This window comes from Dickeya ananatis, assembly GCF_019464615.1.
Taxonomy (GTDB): domain Bacteria; phylum Pseudomonadota; class Gammaproteobacteria; order Enterobacterales; family Enterobacteriaceae; genus Dickeya; species Dickeya oryzae.
Genome location: NZ_CP040816.1, coordinates 4,402,241 through 4,420,905, shown reverse-complemented (window position 1 = coordinate 4,420,905; position 18,665 = coordinate 4,402,241). Strand labels below are relative to the sequence as shown.

General features: G+C 51.1%; 20 protein-coding genes. 16 read left to right on the top strand and 4 right to left on the bottom strand.

What is annotated here, in order from left to right:
- Positions 1–127 precede the first annotated feature (127 nt).
- Together FGI04_RS19710 and FGI04_RS19705 are read left to right on the top strand one after the other, a co-directional pair.
- Positions 128–991, top strand: a complete 864-nt coding sequence (locus FGI04_RS19710) for a YicC/YloC family endoribonuclease (RefSeq protein ID WP_407322062.1) — start codon at positions 128–130, stop codon at positions 989–991.
- A 216-nt stretch (positions 992–1,207) separates the two neighbouring features.
- Complete coding sequence (locus tag FGI04_RS19705; RefSeq protein ID WP_407337136.1) at positions 1,208–1,939, top strand: NYN domain-containing protein; 732 nt, start codon at positions 1,208–1,210, stop codon at positions 1,937–1,939.
- Between the two features lie 238 nt (positions 1,940–2,177).
- On the opposite strand, the gene FGI04_RS19700 is transcribed toward FGI04_RS19705, so the two are convergent.
- The gene (locus FGI04_RS19700; protein ID WP_407322063.1) at positions 2,178–2,483 is read right to left on the bottom strand and encodes a hypothetical protein; all 306 of its coding nucleotides are present in this window, start codon (positions 2,481–2,483) and stop codon (positions 2,178–2,180) included.
- A 1,034-nt stretch (positions 2,484–3,517) separates the two neighbouring features.
- Here FGI04_RS19700 and FGI04_RS19695 point away from each other — a divergent pair.
- Positions 3,518–3,850 (top strand): helix-turn-helix domain-containing protein, encoded by a 333-nt coding sequence (locus tag FGI04_RS19695; RefSeq protein ID WP_407322207.1) that lies wholly within the window; start codon positions 3,518–3,520, stop codon positions 3,848–3,850.
- Between the two features lie 7 nt (positions 3,851–3,857).
- Here the strand turns inward: FGI04_RS19695 and FGI04_RS19690 are convergent, their stop codons facing one another.
- On the bottom strand, positions 3,858–4,115 hold the full coding sequence (locus FGI04_RS19690) for a helix-turn-helix domain-containing protein (RefSeq protein WP_038909282.1): 258 nt from the start codon (positions 4,113–4,115) through the stop codon (positions 3,858–3,860).
- Positions 4,116–4,213: 98 nt separating this feature from the next.
- Between FGI04_RS19690 and FGI04_RS19685 the strand changes: the two genes are divergently transcribed.
- Positions 4,214–4,534, top strand: coding sequence for a helix-turn-helix domain-containing protein (locus FGI04_RS19685; RefSeq protein WP_407322067.1), 321 nt, complete (start codon positions 4,214–4,216; stop codon positions 4,532–4,534).
- 464 nt (positions 4,535–4,998) lie between these two features.
- On the opposite strand, the gene bhsA is transcribed toward FGI04_RS19685, so the two are convergent.
- On the bottom strand, positions 4,999–5,244 hold the full coding sequence (bhsA, locus tag FGI04_RS19680; RefSeq protein WP_038906679.1) for a multiple stress resistance protein BhsA: 246 nt from the start codon (positions 5,242–5,244) through the stop codon (positions 4,999–5,001).
- Positions 5,245–5,828: 584 nt separating this feature from the next.
- Here bhsA and FGI04_RS19675 point away from each other — a divergent pair.
- Positions 5,829–6,467: an acyl-homoserine-lactone synthase gene (locus tag FGI04_RS19675; protein WP_012882863.1), complete on the top strand. Its 639-nt coding sequence runs from the start codon at positions 5,829–5,831 to the stop codon at positions 6,465–6,467.
- On the opposite strand, the gene FGI04_RS19670 is transcribed toward FGI04_RS19675, so the two are convergent.
- Positions 6,433–7,185 carry a helix-turn-helix transcriptional regulator gene (locus FGI04_RS19670; RefSeq protein ID WP_038902957.1) on the bottom strand — a complete coding sequence of 251 codons (753 nt, stop codon included), beginning with the start codon at positions 7,183–7,185 and terminating at the stop codon, positions 6,433–6,435. The genes FGI04_RS19675 and FGI04_RS19670 overlap by 35 nt on opposite strands.
- Positions 7,186–7,827: 642 nt before the next feature.
- On the opposite strand from FGI04_RS19670, the gene FGI04_RS19665 reads away from it, so the two are divergent.
- The 11 genes from FGI04_RS19665 to FGI04_RS19615 all read left to right on the top strand — a co-directional run bounded on the left by FGI04_RS19665 (position 7,828) and on the right by FGI04_RS19615 (position 18,589).
- Positions 7,828–8,139, top strand: coding sequence for a hypothetical protein (locus FGI04_RS19665; RefSeq protein ID WP_342699070.1), 312 nt, complete (start codon positions 7,828–7,830; stop codon positions 8,137–8,139).
- On the top strand, positions 8,132–9,466 hold the full coding sequence (locus tag FGI04_RS19660) for a type III PLP-dependent enzyme (RefSeq protein WP_407322068.1): 1,335 nt from the start codon (positions 8,132–8,134) through the stop codon (positions 9,464–9,466). Before FGI04_RS19665 ends, FGI04_RS19660 begins: the two co-directional genes overlap by 8 nt.
- Positions 9,463–10,392, top strand: coding sequence for a hypothetical protein (locus FGI04_RS19655; protein ID WP_407337135.1), 930 nt, complete (start codon positions 9,463–9,465; stop codon positions 10,390–10,392). The genes FGI04_RS19660 and FGI04_RS19655 overlap by 4 nt, the downstream gene beginning before the upstream one ends.
- A gap of 9 nt (positions 10,393–10,401) precedes the next feature.
- Positions 10,402–11,985, top strand: a complete 1,584-nt coding sequence (locus tag FGI04_RS19650) for a class I adenylate-forming enzyme family protein (protein ID WP_407337134.1) — start codon at positions 10,402–10,404, stop codon at positions 11,983–11,985.
- A gap of 5 nt (positions 11,986–11,990) precedes the next feature.
- The gene (locus tag FGI04_RS19645; RefSeq protein WP_342699074.1) at positions 11,991–12,299 is read left to right on the top strand and encodes an acyl carrier protein; all 309 of its coding nucleotides are present in this window, start codon (positions 11,991–11,993) and stop codon (positions 12,297–12,299) included.
- Positions 12,296–13,855 (top strand): AMP-binding protein, encoded by a 1,560-nt coding sequence (locus FGI04_RS19640; protein ID WP_342699075.1) that lies wholly within the window; start codon positions 12,296–12,298, stop codon positions 13,853–13,855. The genes FGI04_RS19645 and FGI04_RS19640 overlap by 4 nt, the downstream gene beginning before the upstream one ends.
- The gene (locus FGI04_RS19635) at positions 13,836–15,359 is read left to right on the top strand and encodes an AMP-binding protein (protein ID WP_342699076.1); all 1,524 of its coding nucleotides are present in this window, start codon (positions 13,836–13,838) and stop codon (positions 15,357–15,359) included. Before FGI04_RS19640 ends, FGI04_RS19635 begins: the two co-directional genes overlap by 20 nt.
- Positions 15,360–15,496: 137 nt before the next feature.
- A complete protein-coding gene (locus FGI04_RS19630) occupies positions 15,497–15,928 on the top strand; it encodes a VOC family protein (RefSeq protein WP_038902949.1) in 432 nt (143 codons plus the stop codon).
- Positions 15,925–17,058, top strand: a complete 1,134-nt coding sequence (locus FGI04_RS19625) for an acyl-CoA dehydrogenase family protein (RefSeq protein ID WP_407274254.1) — start codon at positions 15,925–15,927, stop codon at positions 17,056–17,058. Before FGI04_RS19630 ends, FGI04_RS19625 begins: the two co-directional genes overlap by 4 nt.
- A 64-nt stretch (positions 17,059–17,122) precedes the next feature.
- Complete coding sequence (locus tag FGI04_RS19620; protein WP_407337368.1) at positions 17,123–17,572, top strand: hypothetical protein; 450 nt, start codon at positions 17,123–17,125, stop codon at positions 17,570–17,572.
- 93 nt (positions 17,573–17,665) lie between these two features.
- Complete coding sequence (locus tag FGI04_RS19615) at positions 17,666–18,589, top strand: 3-oxoacyl-[acyl-carrier-protein] synthase III C-terminal domain-containing protein (protein WP_342699079.1); 924 nt, start codon at positions 17,666–17,668, stop codon at positions 18,587–18,589.
- Positions 18,590–18,665: the final 76 nt, after the last annotated feature.

The following is an 18,665-nucleotide window of genomic DNA, read 5'->3' as shown; positions in this document are numbered from 1 at the left end:
CTCTCCTTGCGTTTCCGGCCACGGCACTGCCCGGCCGGAAGCCGTGATTTGTCAGCCCGTTACCGCTGTCGCTTTTAGTAAAGCGCCCGTTATAATTACCTCATCACTTCTTAACAGGTATGCACCGATGATTCGTAGCATGACCGCTTACGCCCGGCGAGAAATCAAGGGTGAATGGGGCAGCGCCGCCTGGGAGCTGCGCTCCGTAAACCAGCGTTATCTGGAAACCTACATCCGTTTACCCGAACAATTCCGAAGCCTGGAGCCGGTAATCCGCGAACGCATCCGCAACCGTCTGACCCGAGGCAAAATCGAGTGTGGCTTGCGTTTTGAGCTGGACCCGCGCTCACAGGGGCAACTGATCCTCAATGAACCACTGGCCAAACAGCTGGTCGCGGCGGCGAACTGGGTGAAAATGCAAAGTGACGAAGGCGAGGTCAACCCACTCGACGTGCTGCGCTGGCCGGGAGTGATGTCGGCACAGGAGCAGGATCTGGACGCCATCAGCACAGAGCTAATGCAGGCGCTGGAAGCCGCGCTGGATGACTTTATCCTCGCCCGCGAAAGCGAAGGCAACGCGCTCAAAGCGTTGATTGAACAGCGCCTGGTCAGCGTCAGCGCCGAAGTCGCCAAAGTCCGCGCTCACATGCCGAACATTCTGCAGTGGCAACGGGAAAAACTGCAAAGCAAGCTGGAAGAAGCGCAGGTGCAGCTCGACGGCAACCGGCTGGAACAAGAGCTGGTGCTGATGGCGCAACGCATCGACGTGGCCGAAGAACTCGACCGGCTGGAAGCCCACGTGCGAGAAACCTACAAAATCCTCAACAAGCAGGAAGCCGTCGGCCGCCGTCTGGACTTTATGATGCAGGAATTCAACCGCGAATCGAACACGCTGGGTTCCAAATCCATCAACGCCGACGTCACCGCCTCCGCCATCGAACTGAAAGTGCTGATTGAGCAGATGCGGGAGCAGATTCAGAATATTGAGTAAGGCTATCCCAAAGCGCCATGAAGTTTACAAGCCTATTTGCAGTACACGATTGGCGCATAGCCAAAAACTTACTGTTAAGCTAGGCAAGTTTGACGAGTAACCGGAAACAGGTTATTCTTAAGGCATCCAGCCCTGTAGCAGTACGCATTTCTAATTCATCCGAGAAATGCCGAGCCTTCAGGGCATTTTTTTATCTTGAATTCAAGGACGTTTTCCATGCCTACTGCCATTTTGATAGATGGTGCTTTTTTTATTAAAAGAATTAGGAATCTCGAACCCCAAAGCGCATACGATGCTAAACGGGTTGCAGACATGGTATGCCGATTAGCCCTTTTGCATTTAAAACAAAGGGTTGGTTATTCTAAAAAGGATGAGGCCATAACGGAAAATCGATCACTTTATCGTATTTTCTTCTACGACTGTCTACCAGTTGAAAAGAAGATGCATCATCCTCTTACAAAGAAATGTATAGATTACTCGAAATCTAAAGAAGCAGTATTTAGGAATGAATTACATCAAGAGCTACGAAAGAAAAGAAAGTTAGCTCTTCGATTAGGCAATTTATCTCCCGATATAACTTGGACTTACAAGCCTAATGTCATTAAAGACCTGATATCCGGTAAAAGAAAAACTGAAGATCTGATCGAAGACGATTTTACGGTATCTTTTCGGCAGAAAGGGGTGGACATGCGGATAGGTATAGATATCGCAACGTTGACTTTGAAAAAGCAAGTTCGGCAAATAGTGCTTTTCACCGGGGACTCAGATTTTGTACCTGCTGCTAAATTAGCTCGTCGAGAAGGCGTTGATCTTATTCTGGATCCTATGTGGTTCAAAGTGAACGAGAGTCTGCATGAGCACATTGATGGACTAAAAACTACGTATCCCAAACCTAAACCGAAAAAAGATACCGAATCAACGGATAGCTTTAAAACTACCGATGCATAGTAAAAAACTGAGTACGCAATTTTTCGAAAACTAAATTGACGAAAAATGTCGAAAGAATCCTATCATACGGGTGAATAGTCAGGAACCAGAACATTAACCAATAGCCCAACAGAACAGAATTCTGTATTGTGATACAGCCATATCATCTATAAAGAACCATAAATATACTGCAGGCAAAGAATGATACCTGCAGGGTTGATACCAGTTAATACGGTCCTTTGCCGGTCAAAGGACCACTTTATTTATGTAAATCCGTGTAGATGACTCCATCTAATCGGCATGCCATATCACTTAATCGACAAATTATTTTTTGGTTGTCAGCATCGTAAACATACGGTATGCCATCCTGACTAATCGCCACGTGGAAAAACCGAGAGTTTAAATTTTTAACTAATATTCCAGAATTATCGGCAGCTTGTGATCTATGAAGCTCAAAGATTTCGAAGTTATCGTTAGTAACAGTAGTATCTTTATACACCGAATGACCCATCTCTTCATTATTAGTATTTTTAAAGTCTAGGTATACTGTTTCACGAAAAAACATAATTTTCCTTTACATTCAATTAGTTAATATTTAATTTTTTGGGTGATTACCTGACATACTGAGTGCTTTCTGATAAACAGATAACAACCTGCATATACACTCCAAGTTCCAGCTGTGTTGGCTGCATTAGCTCACTAAAACCACCTATCTGCAAATCGAATTATTTTGATTATAAGAATTTTTCTAAAATTAAATTATCAATCAAATTACTTTTGATAAGATGCCAAAACCCCATCGAAATAACCTTTAGCAAAAGCTGCTTGTACGCTTCGATGCCTTACGGTACCCGCTTGACTATCGGGTAACATAGCATATGTCAATATGTAAGGATTTTTCTCTATCAAGTCCTAATGCATAACCTTTATCATAAGCACAACCAGCACATTTATGACGGCCACTAAATTTACTCTGATCGTCTGGCAGGTTACTAAAATCTTGATTGTAACGATGATTCTGTTGACAAGTCATTTTTACATACACTCCTAATAGTTGGCGTTGCTAATTATGAAAAAATAAAAATATTGCTGTCCCCCTCCTCAATTTATTTATCGAAGTGTAAATTTAGTTATCGCATGATTATTCGATATATCTTGTAAAATCAAAGGATTTTCATATCATTAGTAGTGATATGGCAATATATAATATCCTACCATCACAGAAATAGTATACGAACTATGGATAGTATTTTAAATTAATTTAAAAATAAGAATATTGATGGTTATCACGATTTTATTTTTCGTTAAATTTATAAAATTACGAATGAATTTTTCCGCTTTGATGACCGTTTTCGAGGTTATATCCCCAATTGGTATGCCAGCTTTTAAATAGACACCATGACACCATGACACCATGACACCATGACACCACCTATTATTGTAAGCATCCCACCAAACCTAACCATTCTCTTTTAAAAACCTTACAACGTACTGAATATATCCCAGTAAGGAGATGACTAACAGACAAGTACGCTTACATAACCATAACTACGATAATCGTAGTATCTAAAATTCATCATGACTACGAATATCGTAGCCATGAATACTTCCCAGCAACGCCACGATGTTTTCAGTCAACGTTTAAAGGATGCCCGCTTATTGCGTGGGCTGTCCCAGAAGGGATTGGGTATCGCTGCCGGAATCGATGAGTTTGTTGCCAGTGCACGCATTAATCGCTATGAAAAGGGTGTGCATGAAGCGAATATCGTGACCGCGAAGCGTCTCGCAGAAGCACTCAATGTCCCTCTGGCTTATTTCTATGCCGACGACGACAATCTGGCAAAAATGATCCTGTTGTTTGCCGACTTGCCCAGAGAGCAGCAGGAAAGAGTGCTGGCATCGTTAGACAATCGCCCGCCTGAAACAACGTGAAACGTGCTTAACGCGATTTCGTTCTTATCCTGATTTTACGATCAATCAATTCACCATCCTGACCGTAATACCGGCTCGGCCATATCTCGGCCGGGTGAATTCCCAACGCATCAGCAACCAGCCATTCCCCCTTAGGCCAGGGCCTGACCAATACATTCGCCAGTGTTGATGCACTCAAACCCGCAGAGCGGGAAAGCGCTGCCATTGAGGTACGTTGCTTGTGCAGAGCGGCGATAATATCTGCCTGATGCCAATCCTTTTTCATCCAGCCTCCTGACTCGTCACCGTTATGAAGAATAGTCACAGCAAATACTACGTTATTCGTAGTATCTCACTCAAGCAAAAACTACGATTCTCGTAGTCATGAAAGCAAAACAAAACTACCATGACGTTTTCTGTCAACGGCTTAAGCAAGCCCGGCTGGCGAAAGGTTTGTCACAGAAAAAACTCGGCATCGCTGCCGGAATTGATGAATTCGTGGCAAGCACCCGTATTAACCGCTATGAAAAAGGCGTACACGAAGCCAGCATCGATACCGCTCAGCAGCTCGCGGACGCGCTTGATGTTCCGCTGGCATTCTTCTATACCGCAGATGACCAACTGGCTGAATTGATGCTGGCGTTTTCGGTTGCATCACCAGAGCGAAAAGTGGAAATACTGGCGTTAGTAAAAACGACAAAGTAGGAAATATCACTCATTAGCAACTGTAGCGTCGACATAGATGGGGTTTGAAAACTTGCTGTTTCACGGCGTTTATTGACGTGAAATTTAAAAATAGCAAACCACTATCAACACCTCACTAACACCACAGGAGCGGGCATTTTTACTGTCATTCAAGAATCGTACACCCGATTGGCCACTCCTTGGGCTCTCCAGTATTGACCAGTTACCCGCCGTCCGCTGGAAGCTGCAAAACTTGGCACACATGCCACCAGAAAAACATGCGGATGCTTACAACCGACTCAAAGGGATCCTCAGAATGTAATCCCCCAGGGATGTCCTGTTACCTCTTCCCCACTCCATCAGCCATAAAAAAACCGGGCAGAGCCCGGTTAATAAAAACCTAAAAAATAAACACAGAAGAGGGGAGGGGGTTATCACAACAGGTGAGGTGGGGAGAGCGGGCCCTTCCCACCTCGTCAATTACATTATTTATACAGAACCGCGTTGCCGTGCAGCGTGTCGTCACCCTGAACGGACGTGATCTGGAATGATTTAGCGCCAGCGGCATCCGCTTTGGCAGCCAGTTTAGCCTGCAGGCCATCGAGCGTGTTGGCGCTGGCGGAGATGCTGCCGACTTCCTGGCCTTGTGGGTACTGGATTTCAGTTGCAGCAAAAGCGCCGACGGACAGAGTGCTCAATGCGATGGCAGTAAAGACAGTTTTCATGTTCATGATGGTTTCCTTTTTTGCGTCTTCGTTGTTAAGGGCATTCGTAAATGACAAGTCAATTATCACTATAGTAACTATACCCAACTTCACAAAAAGTGCGATCCATATCACATTCCTATGTCAGAAATATGAAACCACCGTGTATTCAGTCGATTACTGCCAGATCTGATCGGATGTTTTTTTAAGCGGCCGGGGAAATACAGAAAATCTGCCGGGTACACGGAATGGGGACTCAGGCACAGGATACGAGCCTCCCTAACGACGAGTTCACGGCGTTATTCTTCGCCATTCATCAAGCACATTCTGTCGAGGCAAGTACATGCGTTGTTAAATACGCCTGCATATTATTCCAAATATTAATTATTTCTTTGGTGGGTATTATCACACTACTAACCGGGAGTTATCTCACTTCTGGCATACGCCATAAACGTGGATAAGGAAATAATATGTCAACTAATTAAAATCAGTTTCCCTTAAATGACCTCAAATAATCACGCTGGAAAATCAAGCAATAAAAACGTTAAAATATCTCCCCACCAGGTAAGTTCCTGCGCAAGAAAGACATGAAGTTAAAGACAGGGGGAAATATGTTAGAAATATTTGATGTGAGTTTTAGCTTAATGTCAAATAACAAGTTGGATGAGGTGTTTACACTACGCAAAGATACATTTAAGGACCGTCTTGACTGGGCCGTCAACTGTATTAATGGGATGGAATTCGACGAATATGATAATGAGCACACCACCTACCTTTTAGGCGTCAAAGAGGGGAAGGTGATTTGTAGCGTCCGGTTTATAGAAATAAAATACCCCAATATGATTACCGGCACGTTTTACTCTTATTTCGATAATCTCAAGATCCCCGAAGGGAACTATATTGAATCCAGCCGTTTTTTTGTTGACCGTGATCGAGTAAGAAATTTAATTGGCACCCGTAATCCGGCATGTCTGACGTTATTCCTCGCTATGATTAATTACGCCAGAAAATACCATTACGACGGTATCCTCACGATTGTCAGCCACCCAATGTTGACCTTGTTAAAACGTTCTGGCTGGCGCATTTCCATCATTCAGCAAGGGCTCTCGGAAAAACAGGAGCGCATTTATTTGCTGCATCTGCCCACAGATGACGACAGCCGACACGCGCTGATTGAGCGCATTACCCAAATGACACAGGCCGAGTCCGAGCAGCTTAAGACCTTGCCTTTACTGGTTCCACTGGCTTGATCAGGTTCATTTCAACCCCAAGCCGGATGGCGTGTTTAGCATTCAGTACACCCAGTTTTTTGACAACATTGCCAATATGAAATTTAACGGTGCTGGTGGTAATACCAAGAATAAGTGCAATTTCCTGATACGTTTTTCCCATACTTGCCCAGTAGAGAATTTCATTTTCTCGTTGTGAGAAAAGATTAGGTTCCTGCGACTTGCTGTTGTTTTTGTTTTTGCTCATCTCCCGGTAAAGGGAGGTGAGCTTTTCGTGAGCGGAAATCAACAGCATTTGCAGTTTTTCTTTATTATTCTGGACAATCTCTTCCAGTTCTCCGCTGCGATTTTCTTCAAACATGAAAGACAATGTAGCCAGATTATTGCCCGGATCATGTAACACAAACGTATAACCGTTAACAATGTCGTATTCTTTGGAGAGATTGAATATTCTGGAGAATTTTAATTTTGAGCTGATAACCAGATCATCATCCCAGGAGAAGGGAGATATTTTATTAATCGCCGTCAGAATAACCGGGTCAATGTGTTGATAATTATTACTTCGATAAATCTCAACCCATTCCGACGGATAATTAGAAATAATGACCACATCCGTCGGTTTTTTCTTATTCATGATCAAATAGGCGTATTTCAGGTCGCCATAGCTCTTTAACTTTCGGTTAAGATAGTTTTGTATTGTGCTATTAATGAAGTCAACGTTAGAGAATGATATAGACATCTAACTCTCCCAAAATCGTGTACGACAGTGCAATCTGAACATGACGGCACGAAAGTATAGTATCAACCTATACCTAAGTCTAACTATCTTTCCCGGTACAAAATCCTTAGAATTTTCAAAAAATAACATCAAATATGAAAATAAAAAACTCTGATCGTCATTAACGATCGGAAAGCCAATTTGGCGCACACCAGGGAAATATTTATTAGTCTATTAATTATACCCCAAATAATTCGAGTTGCCGCAAGGTCGCAGCCAGATTCATCGCCAACAGCCGATGTTAAGCCGGTAACGAGTGATGATTGTGGTCGCCAATCTTGCCGGTAATCTGAAGTATGGCGGGTCAGTAGTGCTATTTTATTCTTAACCCTTCTCTCTCCTGTTACCGTTCGCAGGAGGGGGAAAGGTCATTTTATCCGCCACGATGATGCCATCACGTCGATTCCACTCCCTTCCCAACGCATGCTTCTGACATAAATCACCAGTAAACGCCGCGAAATACCGCCATCAGAATACATTATGGCCTTTTGCCGCCTAACTGACGATATGCCTCCCGGTACATCAACGGGCATGCAATCTCAAACAAAACGCCCGAAGACAACGCTGGTTATACTCCCAAAAACAACGATAAGGGGGAGTAGAATGGATTATACGGTAGTGGCGCATCACGATGATGACACATTGCATACCCTTCTGCGTGATAAACTCACCGCGATCGGCATCGATAACGGTCGTATAACCGAGATCTTTCAGGGCGCTGCCTTGTTCGGTGCCGAAGGGCTGCTGGACTCCATCAATATCGTCAGCCTGATTGCCGTACTCAGTGATCACTGCGAAGCAGCCTACAATCTGACCGGTGACCTGTTTGATCTGACAGATGACCGCGTGTTCGATGCCTTCCAGAATCTGACCAGTCTGACAACGTTCCTGCGTGAGCGGCTTCATCATGGCTGACCCTGCCGCCACCCAGCCTGACGCGCTGTTTGCTAACGGCTGTCTGTTTGCCGACGGTTATGTAGAAGAGATACCGGTTGCGACGATCGCCCGGCATGTCGGCACGCCTTTTTACGTCTACAGCGCCCGTCAGCTACGTCGCCAGCTTCAGCATCTCTATCAGCAACTGCCAGCCGGAACAGCGGTGTACTATTCTCTGAAGGCGAACCCGAACCTGTCGGTGGTGAAAACGCTGGTGGAGCAAGGGACGGGGTGCGAGGTGTGTTCGCCCGCGGAACTGGATACCGCGCTGGCAGCCGGTGTTTTACCGCAAAATATGCTGTATGTCGGGCCGGGCAAGTCGTTACCGGCGCTAGCGCACGCCATGAATTGTGGTATCCGGGCGATTGTGGCGGAATCCGTCACCGAGCTGGATAACATCAACCAGTTGGCGGCACAGGCTGGCACCGTACAAACGGTGGCGCTACGCATCAACCCGGATTTTAGCAGTGAACACGCCAGACTGGTGATGAGCGGAAAACCTACCCAGTTCGGGATGACGCTGGATACGTTGCAAACCGTGCTGGCTTGTCTGTCCCGTTGGCCTTCCCTTGCCGTGCGCGGTTTTCATGTCTATCTGGGAACGCGTATCCTCAACGCCCAGGCTATCGCCGACAATACCCGAAATATCCTGCAACTGACACTAAACCTGCGCGATCAACACCAGCTAACACTGGATTTTGTCGATATCGGCGGTGGTTTTGGCGTTCCTTATTTCCCCAAAGAAACAGCGCTGGATTTACCGGCACTGGGTGATGCTATCGCCCCCATTGTGGCGGATTTCCGCCGCCAGGCCGCCGATACGCAAATCATCATTGAACTGGGACGCTATCTGGTGGCGGAGGCGGGCCTGTTCGTCACCCGAGTCAACACCCTGAAAACCGCGGGTGGAAAGACATTCGCCATTTGCGATGGCGGAGCCAATTGCCACAGTGCGGCGGCAGGCTTGAACAGCATGCTGCGTAAAAATTTTCCGCTGTTACGGCTGGGTGATAATCACTCCCGGCCGGTGCAGCCTTATCAGGTCAGCGGACCGCTTTGCACCCCCACCGACCTGCTGGGCGATAACGTGCTGTTGCCGACGCTGGCGGTCAACGACCTGATCGGCATCACCCACTCCGGCGCTTATGGGTTAACTGCCTCACCCGGTTTGTTCCTCAGCTTCGGTTACCCAGCGGAAGTGATGGTAGATGGACACCGGCTGATTCAGATTCGCCAGCCGGAGACCACGGCACAGTTACTGGCTCGTCAACAGCCGGTTGAGCTCTGGCACGGAGAGGAATCATGACGTTGTGTATCCAGCCGGATGACCTGGTCTGGCGCACGTTTACACCAACAAGCGTACCTGAACGTGACGACGCATCACGGTTGCCACACCCGAGTCAGGCGCTGATGGCGGATTACCTGCGGGCTTTTTTTCGCTCTCACGGCGAAACAACCGAGCCGGACAGCGCGGTGCTGAACCGCTGGCTGAATAGCAGCCACTCCTTTACCGCGATGATGCAAGCGCTGTTACCTGAATTGCAGGCGCGTCATACATTACAACAGCTTGATGTGGTGGTATTTGCCCACTGGACCCCGGATAGCGACCTCGGCTGCGCCGTCTCTAATGCCCTGATCCACGCTTGCGAGGCTCACCATGCGTTCGGGTTTTCGGTCTCGGACCGCGGCCTGGCGGCTCCGTTGTTCGCCCTGCACGTCATCGATGACTATCTGGCCTGTGAAGATGACCGGCATGAGGCCTTGTTGATGATTGCCGATCAGGAGATCGCGCCTTATCCCAGCGAACGACTGGCGCAGTTGCGCCCCCAGAAAAACTGCTGCCTGATGCGGATAGAAAAACGGCCAGCCGGGCAGGCCAGCGGACTGGTGTTTGAAGGCTACTATCGCCAGCCTTACGCCGATAACGGCGACCTGACGGTGACCCTGCGCCACCTGCTCGCACGTTTGCCCATGCAAGAGACGCTACCACTGACGCTACTGGGTAGCCCGGCGCTGATTGAGGCGCTGCAAGGCGACGTTCCTCACTGCCAACGGGTGAGCGTGCCAGAGTCACTACTGTGTGCGGCCCCCTTTGTCTACCTGAAACACCAGGCACAACCGGGTCACCGTTACTTGCTGGCGGTACCCGAAGCGCGTCATCTCACCACCTGTGTGTTGCGTTATCAGCCGCACCACACCGGAATGTTCACCCGCCCTTCCTGTCCCCATTAAGGATGCTCCATGACGAACATTACCCATCTGACTCACTGGCTTGACCGGGCCGCCAAAGAAGCGGCCAATAAAACCGCCGTCATCGATACCGATCGCGAAATCAGCTGGTTTATGTTGCGCCTGCAAGCCCGACAACTGGCGGATTATTTGCGGGAAAAAGGGGTGGAGAAAGGTGACCGGGTGATCGTCTACATGCCAAATTCACTGACGTTCGTGCTTTATTTCTGGGCGTTGCAATATCTGGGCGCGATCTTCATTCCACTGAACCCGGAAACCAAGGCCGGTAAACTCAGCTGGCTGGTGGATAACGCCGGATGTCGCCTGCTGATAGCCGACCCAGCCCTTAACGATGAAATCATCATCGCTCAAGCCAGCGAGCACTGGCAGCAGTTTAATCGCCACACCCGCGTCTGTTTTAGCCACGAGGTGGTAGCGGCGCTGGTGAACGAACCGTACCGCATCTCCGTTGAGTGCGAGCGGCTCGCTACAGGTATTGACCTTGATCTGGCGTGTATTATCTACACGTCCGGTTCTACCGGTCACCCCAAGGGGGTGATGCTCAGTCGCCGCAATATGATTACCGCCGCCAGCTCAGTAGCCAGTTACCTGCACCTGCGCGACGATGACCGCATCATGTCGTTCATTCCGATGAGCTTCGACTACGGGTTATATCAGGTCATTATGTCTGCGCTGGCGCAGTGTACGTTAATCGTGGAGCCGGATTTCCGTCGGCCCCTGTTAGCACTGCAACGCATGGTCACCCTGCGCGCGACAGTGCTGCCTATCGTGCCGACCATGCTGCGTCTGATAGCACCGTTGGCTTCGCGCTACAACTTCGCTTCGATTCGTACCGTCACCAACACCGCCGCCGCGCTGCATACCGGCGATATCGACCAATTACGCCATATCTTTCCACACGCACGCATCTACTCGATGTACGGGCTGACCGAGTGCCACCGCTGCACCTATCTGCCACCAGAGTACCTTGCCACCCATCCGCAAAGCGTCGGCATCGCGATTCCGAATACCGAACTGTGGGTGGTGGACGACAATGGTCAGCGCCATACCCGCAATGCCACCGGTGAGCTGGTGATCCGCGGCGCGACGGTGATGTGCGGCTACTGGCGCAATGACGAGAAGAGTGCCGAGAAACTGCGCCCCGGCCTGTTGCCGGGCGAAAACGTCCTCTACACCGGCGATATCTGCCGGCTGGATGATCTGGGTCTGCTCTATTTCATCGGCCGTCGGGACGAAATGCTGAAAAGCTGCGGCGAGAAAGTCGCGCCCAAAGAAGTGGAAACCGTGCTCAACCGTCATCCGCAGGTGGTGCAGGTAGCCGTTGTCGGTATACCGCATGCGATTTACGGCGATGAAATCATCGCCTGTGTCGTTACCCGTGGCGATCTGAACGAAAAAGCATTGTCGCGCTGGAGCAAAACCCAGATGGAATCGTATATGGTGCCGCACCGTTTCCTGCTGATGCCGCAATTACCGCTGAATCAGAATGGTAAGGTCAACCGTACTTTGCTGCAGGAACAACTGATGGCAGGGACGCCGGTAGCCGCCTGCCCACAACCCGGATTGATGGAGTAACCTCGATGTCACGTGATACTGATTGCCCCGCTAACACCGACTACAACCCGGATTTTTATTACCAGAAGATCGTCACAGCGATCGGTATGGTGCTGGAAACCGATGACCTGTCGGAATTGCATCCGCACACCGATCTGGAGCGAGATTTAGGGTTTGAGAGCGGTATTTTCATCGAACTGATGATGTATCTGGAAGAGATGATCGAAGGGCTATCGATAGACCCGGTAACACTGGATAGCCAGCAGCTCAGCACCATCGATTCGCTCAGCCGCTTCATTCACTCACAACGGGAGCATGGCGTCTCTTGTGTATGATCGCATCGTGGCAATACCTGACTTCCCTGCTGGCGCGCTTCGATGGTGTGCACACCCCGGCCTGCCATCATATTGACGGTGAGCTGACTTACCACCAGTTGTACCACGGCGCGCTGGCGCTGGCGGAACACCTGCGCACGCATCATGCCGCCAGTGGTCGCCCGCAACCGGCACCAGTTATCCTCTACGGGCACAAGCACCCGGCCTGTCTGGTAGCCTGGTGGGCCTGCCTGTTAACCGGCCACCCGGTGGTCCCGGTCGAAACCGATAACACCGACGAGCGCCTGCGTTTTATCGCCAACAGTATTCAGGCCGGGCTGATGCTCAACGCCACCAGTCAGGCCGCGCCGCAGAGTGGTATCCCGACGCTGACGGTGTCACTGACAGCAGGCGATGACGCCACACCCCATCGACCCGCCGCCCAACTGGCTGATTTTTGCCATCAGATGGGGCAGGCGTTCGGCCAACACGCCGTCAGCGGCATCGCCTACATTATGTTCTCTTCCGGTACCACCGGCGCCCCCAAAGGCATCCAGGTGAGTTACGCCAATCTGGCGCACTTCGTTCGCTGGGCAGTCGAGGCCTTTCCCCTATCCGGCGCAATCAGCGGCAATATTCGTTACTGCTTTGACGTCGCCCAGTACGAGCTGTGGCTGGCGTGGCATTATCGCCAGCCAATTTCAGTGCTGGATTACCGCGATGTCATCAATACCCGCAAAATGATCGCCCGCCATGCCGATGCGGGTATCCAGACCTGGGTAAGCACACCGTCGCTCACCCGCAACTATCTGCGGGATCGGGCATTTTGTCAGGACAATCTGCCGTACCTGAAAACCTTTATCTTTTGCGGCGAAGTGCTGACTAAAGAGGTCGTCAGCTCGCTGTGGCGCACCTTTCCCGGTTGCCGCATCGTCAATACCTACGGCCCGACGGAGTGCACGGTCGCCATTACCGCCTGCGACATTACCCCCGATATGCTCAATGACGATACACCGCTGCCGCTGGGCTATGTGCGCCCGGGCGTCATTGTGCACATTGATGCCCCGGCGGACAGCGAACGTGGAGAAATCGTTATCAGCGGCCCGGCAGTGAGCGAAGGCTATCTGAACGCATCGCCGATTCAGGCATCACGCTTTGTTGTTCATCCCGACGGCACGCGTCACTACCGCACCGGCGATCTGGGCTCACTACGCTATAACCTGCTCTATTTTCACGGTCGGGAAGACAGCGAGTTAAAAATACAGGGCTACCGCATCGCCCTCGATGACATCGAAAATGCACTGCGGGAGCACCCACAGGTGCAGGATGTGATTGTCACCCCGTGGCTATTACACAACACCCCTCAGGGGCTACAGGCGTTTATCCTGTCCAGTCAGCCGGATATTTTGCCAGCACTGGCGGACTATTTACGCCGCTACTTTCCGCTCTATATGGTGCCCAAATTCTGGTATCCGGTAGACCACGCCGCGCTCAACCACAACAGCAAGCTAGACCGCCAGCGTATCGCGCAACAGGCGCTTGATAAGGGTAAACGCTATGTTTTCGTCAGTTCTTAATCCGATTCAGGCCCGGATACGGGAGAACCCACAGCATCTCGCCATCGTCAACGATGAAGGCAGCTATACCTTTGCGCAGCTAGGTGTGCGGGTGGGAGCCATACGTCAGGCGCTACAGCAGCACCAACCGCGCTGCGTGATGATTTACGGCCACAAACAACTGGACGCCGCCGCCGCCATGCTGGCCTGCGCGTTTGAGGCCATCACGTTCACCTTTGTCGATATCGCCAATCCGTCTACCCGTATCGCACATATTGTCGCGGTGACACAGGCGGACTTACTATTGCTGGCTTGCCCGCCACGTACCGCGTTACCGTCGCTATCCATCCCACTCTGTACTACCACCTCGCTGCCGGATACCCCATCGCACACCGTGCCGGTCAGGGCTGCACCTGAGCAGATATTTTATATTTTGACCACCTCCGGCAGCACCGGCGAGCCGAAAGGGGTCAAAATCACGCATGACAATTACGATGCATTGGCAGACTGGGCAATACCGATACTGCATGGACAACGGCCTGGCTTACATGTGAATCACGCCTGTTTATCGTTCGATCTGGGCATCATGGATATTTTCCTGACACTGGCGGCAGGTAAAGCATTAGTCATGCTGGACCATGCCAATAATATCCGCCCGCGTAAGAACCTCTCACTGCTAACACAACCTACATTGCGGATCGACAGTTGGTTTTCCACACCCGGTTTTCTTGAGGTGATGTGCTCAGACCCGAGCTTCAATCAGCTCACACTGCCCCATCTGACATGTATCGCTATTGGCGGGGAAGCGCTGTTGCCGCCACTGGTACAGACCCTGCATCAGCGTTTTCCACAAGCGACCTTGTTGCATTGCTATGGCCCAACCGAAGCCGCCTGTATGACACATGCAGCACGCGTGATGCCAGACGAACTCCCCGCCAGCCCTCCCTTATCACTCGGCCATGCTAACGGTCATAACAACGTCATCATTGTAGATGAACACGGTGAACCACTACCTGTCGGTATGACCGGTGAAATTGTACTTTCCGGCCCACAAATCAGCCCTGGCTACCTGCCGGAATCTGATCAGCGCAATCGTCTTTTTAGCTGGCGACAGGGCCAGCGCAGCTACCATACTGGTGATCTCGGCTATCTGGATGCACAGGGACATCTGTTTGTAAAAGGCCGCAACGATGGACAGATAAAATGGCTGGGCAACCGGATAGAAACCGGTGAAATTGAAGCGGTGGCAAACCAACTGGACGATGTACAGCAAGCTGTCGTGGTTGTCAGGAAACAGGATAACCATGTGACAGAATTAGTGTTATTCATACACCTCTCTCCTGATACCCGCGAACGGCGCGATAGCTTTCGGCGCTCTCTGGCACAACGGCTCCCCGCTTACATGATGCCGCGCATTATCCGCTTTACCGGCCCGTTTCCACTGACGCTACATGGCAAGACCGACCGTCAGGCCTTGATGCAGCAATGCGAAACCGATGTGCGGCCTGATCGGTGTGCAACCTGATCAATGTGCGACCTGATCAAGGCACCAGCTCAGCCATCTGTGACTCGCCAAAATAGCGGTAAGACCTGCAAGCAGGCATAAAAAAAAACCGCTGTTGCCGGTAGTCTGTTACAAACGGCATTGATGGGAGAAAAGTCATGAAATTCAGCCATCTTGGATATATCGTCAAAGATAGTGACGCCACTATCGCTGCGATGGCAACTTTTTTCCCCCAGATCACGGTGTATCGCAAGAAAGTCAGCGCCCAGCAGATTTACGTCACCTTCATGAATACCACCCGTCAGGATATGCAGATAGAACTGGTGGAGCCGCTGCCGGAAAACCGGCTGTTAAGCGGGATGCTGGACAAAGAACGCAAAGATTGCCTGCCGTACCATATTTGCTTTGAAGTCGATGACTTCAACCAGAAATACCAGCAGTTGCGTGCAGATGGCTGGCTGGCGCTGACGCGTCCGTTCCATGCCTACCCACAAGGACCGCTGGCCAGTCATCTGTACAAACCGGAGGCAGGCATCATGGAGATCATGTCCGGCAGTACCAGCCTGATCGCGCAAGGAGAAACCGCGTGAATGATTACGCTCGCTTCCTTTTGCCCTTAAAGCGTCTGATTGAAGACACCCTGTCTGAAGGACGCCACCTTGGCGGGCAAATCGACGTTGCCCCAGAGAAAGCGCGCCTGACGGCGCAGTACTCACTGGCTCCCATGCTCAATACGCTGGGTGTCCCCGCGGATTACCAGCCAACGAGCTGGCTGGAGGAACAGGACGACGCCCTGCGCGTATTGCCGTTACCTCTGCGCTGCGAGGCTTATGAGTCGTTCGGTTATATCGACCCTAACCTGCTATTCGCCGCGCCGGGCCCCGGTATGGCGGCGCTGGTCGTCGATAATATGGGCGACCAGGAGCAGCGAGATGCGTTCTTCTCCCAGTTTAATCGCGAACTGACCTGGAGCTGTTTTGCCATGACCGAACCGGAAGTTGGCAGCGACGCACAACAAATCCAGACCAGCGCCGTCAAGGTGGATGGCGGCTGGCTGATAAACGGCGAGAAGTATCTGATTGGTAACGGTGTCATCGCCGATACCGGCGTATTGTTTGCCCGTACCGCATCCGGTCCGCTTGGCATTAATGTCTTCACGTTTTCACCACGTCATCAGGATGGCGTGTTCGCCGAACGCATCCCCATCAACGGTATACCGGGCTGCAACGTATCGCACCTGAGGCTTCGTGATGTGTTCGTACCGGACAGTGCACTGCTGGGACAACACCTGAAACCGACCGAGCGCTTTGCCCGTTCCGCGATGGTAACGTTCGACTCATTACGCCCTTGTGTCGGCGCTATTGCGCTGGGTATCGCCCGTTCCGTACTCGATCTCACCCTGCAACAGCGTTGGTCTACACCGCGTGCTGCCTGGTTACTGAAAGCCCGACGTCAGTTACAGGCCGCGATGGCGCAGGTACGCATGGTCTGTGATCGTTTTGAGCAAGGCGAAAACTGTGGGCGCGACGCCGGACTTGCAAAAATTACCGCCACCCGGGTAGCCGAGCACGTGGTGATGGCCGCTATCCATCATGCGCCACCAGCCGCACTGGGCGAGTATCCTCGTCTGGCAAAAGCCTGGCGCGATGTGAAAGCCTTTGAATATACCGAAGGCACCACTTTCATCCACCTGATTAATCACGGTTATCGGGGGGCATAGTGTGGAATCTCCCGTTATCTCCCCCATCAACCACGCGATAGCACAGGAAGCCGGAAGTCTGACGGTGGAGACGCGCGCCACACCGCTTAGCACTGAACAACATGACTTGTTGTTACCCTGGTTTGCCCTGAATAACGCTAACCCTGACATGCCCTGGTTTCTGCATGAGCCGGTTCACAGTGATGAATTCGGCCTGCACGCCGCCGAGGTGATCGCACTCTGCCGCCATTTTTGTGCCCTCCATGCCAACAGCGTCCTGCTCTATGAGTATCATGGCGTGCCGCCCCAGTTTCGAACACCACTGTTGCAAAGCCTGCTTTATGCAGCACCGGGCTTTCATCGCAGTCTGGGGATCAAAGCTCAAGGGCGGACACTGGCCGAGCGTGATCTCGCCTGCACATTGCTGGATCATGATGGCACCGTACTCTACCTGAGCGATCCGTTGCGTCGTGTCAGCCCGTGCGCTGACGCACAACCGGTCACCTATCGCTACTGCCGGTTTTACCCGCACTAACGTTATCAGCCGCTATCATGATAATTCCCCTTACCACGACGCCGGACTCGCTGATCACGTTTCTCTTCCTTGCCCACTGTCAGGAGCGCACTTGTGTTGGGACACATTGAAGCGATAGAAATCGCATTCCCCCCCGACATTCAGTCGCTGGACGATGTCGCACAGGAAGTCGGCCTGAGTCGGCTTGATATCCGCATGTTTGACCGCTTTTACGGACTGCGCCGTTTTCATGGCGGCCCCGGCACGCTGGACGATCTGCTCACACCGGTTGTTGACCAGATACAACATAACCAACCGCAGGCGTTCGCCGCCATCAGCCATGTTGTGCACTGTCATACCGTTCCCTGTGTACGGGTGTTCGACACCGCCAGTCTGACCCCTTCATGGCTGAAGCGCTTCCCACGCCAGACCGAGTTTGCCAGCCTGACCATGGGCCACTGCGCGACCCCACTAACGGCGGCAGAATGGTTACTCAGACAGCTCTCGCCCGGTGCGTTTGGTTTGATGCTGATCGGCGAGAAAGCGTTTCACCCCAGGGTCAAACTGATCAAAGACACGACGCTGATGGGTGAAGCCGCCTGTGCAGTATTACTGACCCGCAACGGTAACGGACCGGCCATCCTCAGCCGCTACACTGGGCAGGATGGCCGCTTCAGTATCCAGCAAGGCGCTGATGAACATGAAACATCAGACTTTGGGCAACATTATGTCGATTTTACCCGCCAGCACCTGCAGGCAGCACTCGACAAAGCCGGGATCACCATGGACCGTGTCGACTGGATAGCACCACATAACGTCAACCTTGCGTCATGGCATCGTCTGGCGCAATTAATGCATTTTCCACGGGAAAAAATCTTTCTGGAAAATGTCCCGCGATATGGTCACTGCTTTGGTGCCGATCCGTTTATTAATTTGCACCAGTTGCAGCAACAGCAACGTCTGCACAAAGGCGATACCGTATTGCTGGTCAGCGTCGGGTTGGGTGCTACCTACTCCTCACTACTGATTGAAATTTGACCTAATTGCAATACCGGACAATACACCGCCATTATTCCCGATAAGGTACATAGTTATCGTGCGAATGGTATGTTTT